Consider the following 9118-nt stretch of genomic DNA (forward strand, 5'->3'; position numbering starts at 1 on the left):
TCAATGCGTTTCCTGCTGCGGGTCGAGCCGGTCGACGTCGGTGCCGACTACGCAGTGCTGTCGGTGATCGGCCCGGACGCCGTGGACGTCGTGAACAGCGCGCTCGCACCGCTCGACCCCCCGCTCCACCGACCCGCCGGGCAGAGTGTGACCGTGAGCTACGACGGCGACCTGCTGGCGCAGGGACAGTATCCACTCGCCCGGACGGTCGTCCGGCCGGACGCCGCACCGCCGGCCGTGGCCAGCCACCCTGTGACCAACCACGAGAGTCCGGACAGGTACGGGATACTTGTCCGGGCGATGCCCAGTGGTGTCGACCTGCTCACACCACGGTGGACGCTGGGCGGGACGGTCGAACGGCTCATCTCCGCGGGTGCCTCCCTCACCGGTATCGGCGCGTTCGAGGCGATGCGAGTCGCCGACCGCCGGCCCCGCCTGGGCTCGGAGACGGACCATCGGACGATTCCGCACGAGGTCGGCTGGCTGACCACCGCCGTCCACCTCGACAAGGGCTGTTACCGCGGTCAGGAGACCGTCGCCCGCGTCCACAACCTGGGACGCCCGCCACGACGCATGGTCCTGCTGCATCTGGACGGCACGACAGTCACCCGAGGCGCACCGGTGAGCAGCAGTGGCCGGACGGTCGGGTTCGTGGGCACATCGGTCGTACACACGGAACTCGGTCCGATCGCGCTCGCGGTCGTGAAACGTACCGTGACCGACGAAACCGCCCTGGTCATCGTCGATCCGGAAGCGGGCGAGGTCGCGGCGTCCGTGGAGCCGGCGAGCGGGCCTGAGCAACCGGCCCGCCCGGCCGGCCGTCTCGTCGGCTGACCTGACCAGTTCGTCGTCCCCGTCCATCGCCGCCGCGGCCGGTTCAGCCGGGGGGGCGACCGTCATACGGGTGGGACGGGCAAATTCAGGCGGGACGGGCGAGAAGCTGATCCACTTCGCGGACCTCCGGATCCGACGCGTGTCGGCGCAGGGAGCGCCGAACCTCTTCCGCCCGACGCGCGTTTCGCTGCGAACGGGTGGCTTCCAGGAACGGCACCGCCTCGCGGGCGAGCGCGCACCCGTGGTCGAGGTTGCCCAGATCGATCTGAACAGCCGCGCGGCGGAGCAGGTATGTGGCGTGGTCACGGGCGCGGGCGACCGGGTGCACCTCGAGGGAGCGACCCAGCCACCGGTCCGCCTGCGGCAGACGACCGAGATCGATGTAGCAGATCCCGAGCTGGGCTGTGTAGAACCCTTCATCGAAAATGTTCGCCCAGGCCGGATCCTGCGGGGTGGACCGGTCGAAGGCCGCTTCGGCCCGGGCAAGCGCCCGGAAGCATCCAGCCGAATCCCCCAGAGCCGCATACGCCCGTGCCAGCCTCATCTGGAACATCGCGCCAGCTCGTCCGCTGATGCCACCGCTGCTCGCCACGGCCGCTTCCGCCAGTTCGACGGCTTCCCCCGGACGGGCGAAGTCGACGCACTGCAGCGACATGTTCTTCATGATGTTCGCACCGACCAGCCGGTCTCCGGCAGCGTGAGCGGCGTGCAGGGCCGCGATCCAGTAACGCTGCGCGCTCGTATGATAACCAGCATCGAACGACGCCCAACCGGCGACTCGGGCGAGCTCGGCGGCGAGCAGCTGGAGGCTCGCCCCGATCTTTTCCGTGTACGAACCCCTGGCGAGCAGCTCGGCCACCACCCGGAGCTCAGCGTCCACAAGCCGCCGGACGCCCTCCCCGCCAAGCCGGTCGTCCATCAGCCGTAATCCCGGGATGTTGTGCTCGATGCGGTGGACTATCTGTTCGTCCACCCGCCCGCCGTCCAGTGCGGCGACGAGGCGGGTGGGCTCCAGGCTGAGCCACTCGTTGGCCAGGCTCGCCACGCCTGCTCCGGTGATGGTGAGAAACCCTCGACGGTCGGTGAGGGCACCCTCGACAACATCGATCATGGAAGTCACGCTGCCCGCGCCGTTCCACGGGTAGTCGGTACGTACGACGTCACCGGTCGGAAGCCATGTAGGCCAGGGATGGGACTCGACCTTCTCGGCCGAAACCCCCAACTCGGCGGCAAGGGCGAGTTGGGAGACACGATCAGGCACGACGCCCCGGTGTTCCCACCGCCAGACCTTCTGACGTTCCGCCGCCATGTTGGCCACGCCCAGGTCACGCGCACGGCGCGCCACCACTCGGGCCAACCGCTGGTAGGACCAGCCACGCTGCGCCCGGACGAACGCGAGCGGGTGAGCGCAGGCGCCGGCACCATCGGTCGACATCATCTGCCTCCTTCGAGTCGCATCTGGTAAGCAGCTAACGACGCTATGTGGTGACATCTTCGCGACACAGTGACAAACAGGAAGCGATGCGTGCACAAAGACCACAGAAGGACAACAGCGCGCGCCCTTTGGCACCGATTGCACGGGTGTTCACAACATGACCACGAATGCACCACAAGAAATCACGCACAAGCCATTGACTGCTCATCTGCTTGCTGTCGAGCAAGATCGTGCCTTGATCCTACCGCCGGTTGCGAGCCATGCGAGAGGTGGACCACAACGAGATCACACGGAGCGTCCCAGAGCGCCCACTCCTCGCTTACGCTCTCCGTTTGGCAACGGAACGGATACGAAAAGAAATGAAAAGAGAGGAGTGCGCCCTGGCGAACAGTAACCGTCGGTTACATGACAAGCGTCTCCGCCTGGCTCTGCAGCTCGGTCAGCGTGGACACCGGGTCCGCACCCAGCATGATCCTCGCGACCGCCTCGGACGCGAGGATCGGCACTTCACCACCCCGCGGCCCGGACCAGTACGGCGCGCGGGCGAGCGAATCGATCAGAGCGTTGAAGGGTACGACCTGCGGATACTGTCTGTACAACGCCACGAGCTGGTTCGCGGCCTCGGTGTCGACCGGCAGGTAGCTCAGCGCCTTCACGCCCGCGGCGACCACGTCCGGAGCAAACAGCGACATCATCAGTTCGGTGGCCATCTCGTTCTGGCAGCGGTCGGTGGCCAGCACCACGAGACCGTTTCCGCCGACCACCGGATGCGGCGTACCGCCCGGCAGAACGGGGATCGGCGCCACACCGAGCGGGAACATGCCCTTGCTCCGGCGCTCAATGGCCTGCAGCCCCGGCACAACCGAGCTGATGCTCGCGCCCACGATCGCGGACTGCCTGCTGAAACCGAAGCGGACCATGGCGTCAGCCGGTGTGTTCGACTGTGGCCCGTAACTACCGACCCTGGCCAGGAAGCTCGCGGTGTCGCGCGCCGCGGCACTGGTGAAGTCCGGCCGTCCCCCGGCATTCTGAATGTTCGCGCCCTTCGACCCGGCGATGGTGTTGAAGAACCACTGTCCGAACTGGTCCCCGGTTGGCAGGTCGATCGGCTGGACGCCGGGAAGAACCTTCTTGATCTTCTCGGCGGCGGCGAGCACACCGGTGGTGCTCTTCAGCGACGCCGGGTCCACCCCGGCCTGGGCGAGCATCTCGGCGTTGTAGAGCAGGACGGGTACGGACACCTGCTGCGGGACGACGAACAGCTGGCTACCCACCTTGCCCAGCGCGGCGAACCGCTGGTCGTAGGACGCGCGCAGCGACCGCGGCGACAGCTCCTGGGCGTCGAGCTGCTGGACGAAGGTGGCCAGCAGGTCGAGCCCGGCCACCGCGAGGTCCGTGCTGTGCCCGATGGACGCATTGGCGCCGATCTGCTGGACGATCTGGGAATAGGTGGTCGCGGTGGACGTGATTTCGACGGTCAGGCCGGGATGGGCCTTTTCCATGCGAACCTTGCCGACCCTGGCGGTGTCGGCGAGCGGACCACTCGCGATCATCCGCAGCGCCTTGACCTTCGTCGCGCACTGGATCGATGCCGTGGCCCCGTTCGCATCGTCCACGGCGACGGTGGCCGGCCGAGCCGGCGGGCGGAGGCTGGATTTCGACGACGGGCTGTTCGAACCACCCACCCCACACGCGGTAATCGTGAACACGGCGGCGGCAACGGCGAACCGCGTCGCCGGCGGAATCCGGATCAAGTTTCTTCCTTTCAGGCTCTTATGCCCCGACGCCGCCGCCGGTCTTGGTGCCGGCGCCGCCGGTGATTCCGGCGAGCGGCCGACACCGGACCGGAACGAACACAGTCGATTTCGCGGTACTTGGCGCGCCCGGCATCATGGAGGCGAGAGCCGACAATGGAAATGTAATTCGCAGGCTCGCGGGCCGCGGGGCCGCCGAGGTTGCCGGTCGGACCCGGCCACGGACACCGTCGACGTCGGGCGCCCCATGCGTCGACGCCGCCGTGAGCTGCGAGACACACCACGAAGGACGAAGCTTGCCGGTCGCCGACCGCCCGCGAGCGCAACCACGGGCAGGCCCCTGTGCCGGCGTCCCCGGGCGGGTCTCATCTGTTCGGTACACGGCTGAAATCCTGGCGGTTTGGCGAACACTTGTATACGACCGGGGCATGTCGCCACGACCACACACATGACTGTCCGTTCATGGGAGGGCAGCAGGAACAAGATTGGCGACCGGAACCCTGCTGTCGTATTTCCGACAATGTTGGGGAACGCACATCGGGAAATCCACCGGCAGCGATTCCGGTCGGGTCGACGACAAGCTTCGAAGAAGCGCCTGGCCACCGCTGGAAGCAGCACCGAAAACAGCGCGGAGAGCACCCGGACGCCGTGGCCGGGCGCCGGGACCCGGCAGGGAAGTTCAGTCGTCCGGGCGGCGTCCACGACCGGACGCTGGGAAAGCGGGCGCCGGTAACCCGGCGGCCGGTCCCGGCCAGGCCCTGGACCGCCCTGCCGACCGGGCGGAACAGGAGCCGAACACGGCAGAACAGAGGAACGCAGAACAGAGGAACAGAGGAGAACAGGAGCCGACAGAGCGCCGACGGCACCGAAGCGGCCAGCGGGCCGCAGGATATGCGATCATGCTCCCGGCGCGGAGTGGGCATGCCGGGTCACGGACTCGCGGGCCCGATGTCCCATGTCCCATGTCCGACAGCAGCGCCTCGACCTACGGACGGCCAGCAGAATGTGCCTCATCCGCGCGATCCCTGCAAGAATGACAATTGACCTGATGCCGATCTTCGGGACCACGATGAGCGAGCGCAACAGCTCCGAATGGGGGCACGTCGGCGACGACGGCACCGTGTATGTACGCACGCCCGCGGGTGAACGCCCCGTCGGCTCCTGGCGGGCGGGCTCTCCCGCAGAGGGCCTTGCGCACTTTGCCCGGCGTTATGACGACCTGACCGCCGAAGTCGCGCTGCTGGAACAGCGGCTGACCGTCCCCAGTGCCGACCCTACGGATCTCGCCTCAAGCGCACACCGGCTGCTGGTGTCCCTCGACACCGCGGCGGTGGTGGGTGATCTGGGCGCGGTCACCAGACGGTTGGAGTCCGTGCTGGACGCGGTCGGCGAACGCGCCGCGCAGCGCGAGGCCGAGCGCGCCCGGCGGGCCACCGACGCGGTGGAGGCGAAGAAGGCACTCGTCGCCGAGGGCGAACACCTCGCCCACAGCTCCGACTGGAAGGCCGTCGGGGAGCGGTTCCGTTCGATCACGGTCGAGTTCCGGACGATCACGGGAGTGGATCGCCGCACCGACACCGACCTGTGGAAGAGGATCGCTGCCGCACGCGAGGAGTTCAACCGGCGCCGCAGCGCCCACTTCGCCGCGCTCGACCAGCAGCGGACCGAGTCCAGGCAGCGCAAGGAAGCGATCGTGGCCGAGGCCGAGGCTCTTGTCGAGTCCAGCGAGTGGCCGGCCACCAGCGCTCAGTACCGGGCACTGATGAACCAGTGGAAGTCGGCCGGACGCGCACCCAAGGACGTCGAGGATGCGCTGTGGGTTCGCTTCCGATCCGCGCAGGACACGTTCTTCGCCCGGCGCAACGCCGCCAACGCCGAACGGGACGCGCATCTGCGGGTGAATCAGGCAGCCAAGGAGCAGCTGCTTGCCGAGGCCGCCGCGCTCGATCCCGCCCGATCCGACCAGGCGCTGCGCAGGCTGCGACAGATCGAAGAACAGTGGGATCTCATCGGGAAGGTGCCGCGGGACGCCGTCAGCGACCTCGAACGGCGGCTGTCCGCTGCCGGTGACCGCATCCGGTCTGCGGCGGATTCCCGGTGGCGCCGGCAGGAGACGGCCGAATCCCCGTTCGTGACAACGCTACGGGAGTCGGTTGCCAAGCTGGAGGCAAGACTGGAACGTGCCCGTGCCCACGGGCGTGCGGACGAGGTGACCGAGACCGAGTCGGCGCTTGCGACGCAGCGCGAGTGGCTCGCGCACGCGACACGCTGATCGACGGCTCGTGGCCACCGGGCTGCAGGCCACCGCGATGCGGCCCGGCCGGAATGCCCGGAATACGACCTCGGCTTCCTGCGCTGGTATACCTGTGCGCGTTCGGGCAGCCTGAAACCGAGCGTGTCCGTCGGGGCGGGGGCAAAGGGGCCCCGACCACTCCAGGCTGCTTGCCGAGCGCTTGCCGCAGCTAGCATCCAGACGTACGCTGCGAACGACCGGTTCGGCGATGTCGCGAGCCTCGCGGCCGTGAACATGGTTCACCGGGCGCACAGGACGCGCCTCGGACGAGAGGAGGCCGACACTGAACGTGCCGCCCCTGAATGTACGCGATCTCGGAGACTTCATCAGGGATCAGCGCAAGGCCGCACAGATCTCAGTTCGTCAGCTCGCCCGGCAGGCCGGGGTCAGCAATCCCTATCTGAGCCAGATCGAGCGCGGTCTACGAAAGCCGTCCGCGGAAATTCTACAGCAGATTGCCAAGGCACTCCGGATCTCGGCGGAAGTGCTTTACGTGCAGGCCGGCATTCTCGACGAACGGTCGGCGGACAGCGACGTGACCGCCGCGATTCTCGCGGACACGGCTCTCACCGAACGGCAGAAGCAGGTCATCGTCGAGATCTACGACGCGTTCCGGAAGGAGAACGCCGTATACGGGCTGAGCGCCGGAACCTCCCCGCCGGACGACCCGGAGCGCAACGGATCCGCGTCAGGACCCGCGTCAGGTTCCGACGCGGACGCCGGCGGGGATCCCGACTCCGACCGGCCGAGGGCCGCTGCGGGCGAGGACCCACCCGGGGGCGCCCCGCAGACAACGGGCCCGACCGTGACCAGTTCAACCACGGCGACCAGTTCAACCACGGCCACCGAGACGGAGCCGGCCGCAACCACCCGCAGGACCAGCGCAGCCGCCCGAGCGGCGACCGCGCCTGGCCCACGGACTCCTGGCGCGTCCGGCGCCGCGTCGAGGCGGACACCGGCGGCCCGGCGTCCGCGGGCGACAGCGACCACCGGTGAAACCGGCAAGGCCGGCGGAGATGTTGTCACGAAGGCCGGTCGCGCGTCGTCCGGTCGCTCCACACGCACAGCCGCGGTTACCGACGAAGCCGCTGTCCATGACCGGACAGATGACGCCTCAAAATCAACAAAGTGACAACGAAGCGACATCTGACGATCGGGTCATAGCCACGAAACTGGAGGTAGCGATGGCCACCATTCGAACCAGCGCCGACAAGTCGGACGACACCGTCGAGGTTACGGCCGACGTCAAGGTCCCGCTGTCCGAAGTCCGCAAGCCCCTGTACGCCTATGTGGGCGCCGCGGACGCCGCGGTGGAGAAGATCCTGAGTATTCCCACCGTCTACGCCGACGAGATCAAGAAGATTTCCGGCCGAGTCAACGACATTTCCGTCCACGCCCAGAGGTTTCCGGCCAACGTGCAGACCGCCGTGGCATCCCTGCCCTCGTCGGTGAGTTCCCAGCTTTCCGACCTGCAAGGACGCGCAAGCTCGCTCTACAACAGCTTCGCCGACCGCGGCGAGAAGCGCGTTGCCAGCATTCGCCGCAGCCCGACGACCGAGGAGGCCGTGACCCGGACCCGCAACGCGGTCAACCGGACCAAGGCCGCGCGTCCGTCGACCGACCACGCGCCGAAGGACGCCGGCGGCGCCGACGAGAGCAGGGCCGAGGACAACGGCACCACCGACGCCGCGCAGTCCGACTGACCCGCTGACCGCATATACCGGTCGGCATACCCGGCCGATACCGCCTCACGGTGGGAACTTCGCCACCACTCGGGAAGAACAACCGGATGCCACCGATCCGATCCGGCAACCATGGACCCCGGAGAAGCCCAGACCCTAACGTCCGGGGTTCATGGTATGTCGTGTTGTACTGATGATATGAGATATCGTCCACTGGGATCTTCCGGCCTACTGGTATCCGTCGTCGGTCTCGGCTGCAACAACTTCGGCTCAAGGGTCGACCTCGAGGGCACCCGGGCCGTCGTCACGGCAGCACTCGACAACGGCATCACCCTATTCGACACGGCGGACACATATGGCAACAAGGGCGGTTCGGAGACCCTGCTCGGCCATATCCTGCGGGCCCGGCGCGACGAGGTGGTCCTCGCCACCAAGTTCGGTAACGACATGGGTGGGGTGTACGGACCCGACTTCAATGCCCGTGCTTCGCGCCGGTACATCCGCAAAGCCGTGGAAGGTTCGCTTCGCCGGCTGCAGACCGACTACATAGATCTTTTCCAGCTCCACAGCCCGGACGCGTTCACCCCGATCGAGGAGACGCTGGCCGCTCTCGACGAGATAGTGCGCGAGGGCAAGGTCCGCTACGTGGGTTCGTCGAACCTCGCGGCCTGGCAGGTCGCCGACGCCGAGTGGACCGCGCGCGCGTCCGGTACAACGCGCTTCATTTCGGCTCAGAACCATTACAACCTGCTGGAACGCGGTGTCGAGGTCGAACTCGTCCCGGCCGCGCAGAAGTACGGCATCGGCATTCTGCCGTACTTTCCCCTCGCGAACGGCATCCTCACCGGCAAGTACTTCCGGGACGAACAACCACCGCACGGGACGCGGTTGGCCGGGCGCCAGGACGAACTGACCGACGAGGTGTTCGACCAGGTCGAGATCTTGGAGACCTTCGCCCGTGAACGCGGTCGCTCGCTGCTGGACGTGGCGCTCGGCGGCCTGGCCGCGCAACCGGCGGTCGCGTCCGTGATTGCCGGAGCGACGACAGCGGAACAGGTCCGGGCGAACGTCGCGGCCGGCGAGTGGCAGCCTCGTGGCGACGACCTCGCCGTCCTCGACA

Annotated in this window: 7 protein-coding genes; 5 read left to right on the plus strand and 2 right to left on the minus strand. The window is 67.6% G+C overall.

The features are described from left to right. A partial coding sequence (locus DD1DGNOD_RS23875; protein WP_430827862.1) for a YgfZ/GcvT domain-containing protein occupies positions 1 to 834 on the plus strand: 834 nt, incomplete at its 5' end. A gap of 85 nt (positions 835 to 919) precedes the next feature. Here DD1DGNOD_RS23875 and DD1DGNOD_RS23880 read toward each other — a convergent pair. Together DD1DGNOD_RS23880 and DD1DGNOD_RS23885 are read right to left on the minus strand one after the other, a co-directional pair. After that, positions 920 to 2269 carry a transcriptional regulator gene (locus tag DD1DGNOD_RS23880; RefSeq protein ID WP_131771076.1) on the minus strand — a complete coding sequence of 450 codons (1350 nt, stop codon included), beginning with the start codon at positions 2267 to 2269 and terminating at the stop codon, positions 920 to 922. 401 nt (positions 2270 to 2670) lie between these two features. Next, positions 2671 to 4023 (minus strand): extracellular solute-binding protein, encoded by a 1353-nt coding sequence (locus tag DD1DGNOD_RS23885; protein ID WP_131768608.1) that lies wholly within the window; start codon positions 4021 to 4023, stop codon positions 2671 to 2673. Between the two features lie 1033 nt (positions 4024 to 5056). On the opposite strand from DD1DGNOD_RS23885, the gene DD1DGNOD_RS23890 reads away from it, so the two are divergent. The 4 genes from DD1DGNOD_RS23890 to DD1DGNOD_RS23905 all read left to right on the plus strand — a co-directional run. Next, on the plus strand, positions 5057 to 6295 hold the full coding sequence (locus tag DD1DGNOD_RS23890) for a DUF349 domain-containing protein (protein WP_241255948.1): 1239 nt from the start codon (positions 5057 to 5059) through the stop codon (positions 6293 to 6295). Between the two features lie 310 nt (positions 6296 to 6605). Continuing rightward, positions 6606 to 7448: a helix-turn-helix domain-containing protein gene (locus DD1DGNOD_RS30610; protein ID WP_131768609.1), complete on the plus strand. Its 843-nt coding sequence runs from the start codon at positions 6606 to 6608 to the stop codon at positions 7446 to 7448. Positions 7449 to 7500: 52 nt separating this feature from the next. After that, on the plus strand, positions 7501 to 8019 hold the full coding sequence (locus DD1DGNOD_RS23900) for a hypothetical protein (RefSeq protein WP_241251817.1): 519 nt from the start codon (positions 7501 to 7503) through the stop codon (positions 8017 to 8019). 177 nt (positions 8020 to 8196) lie between these two features. Further along, positions 8197 to 9118: aldo/keto reductase (locus tag DD1DGNOD_RS23905; RefSeq protein WP_131771075.1), on the plus strand; the 922-nt coding region annotated here is incomplete at its 3' end.

Origin of the sequence: Candidatus Protofrankia californiensis (genome assembly GCF_900634765.1) — a bacterium.
Taxonomy (GTDB): domain Bacteria; phylum Actinomycetota; class Actinomycetes; order Frankiales; family Frankiaceae; genus Protofrankia; species Protofrankia californiensis.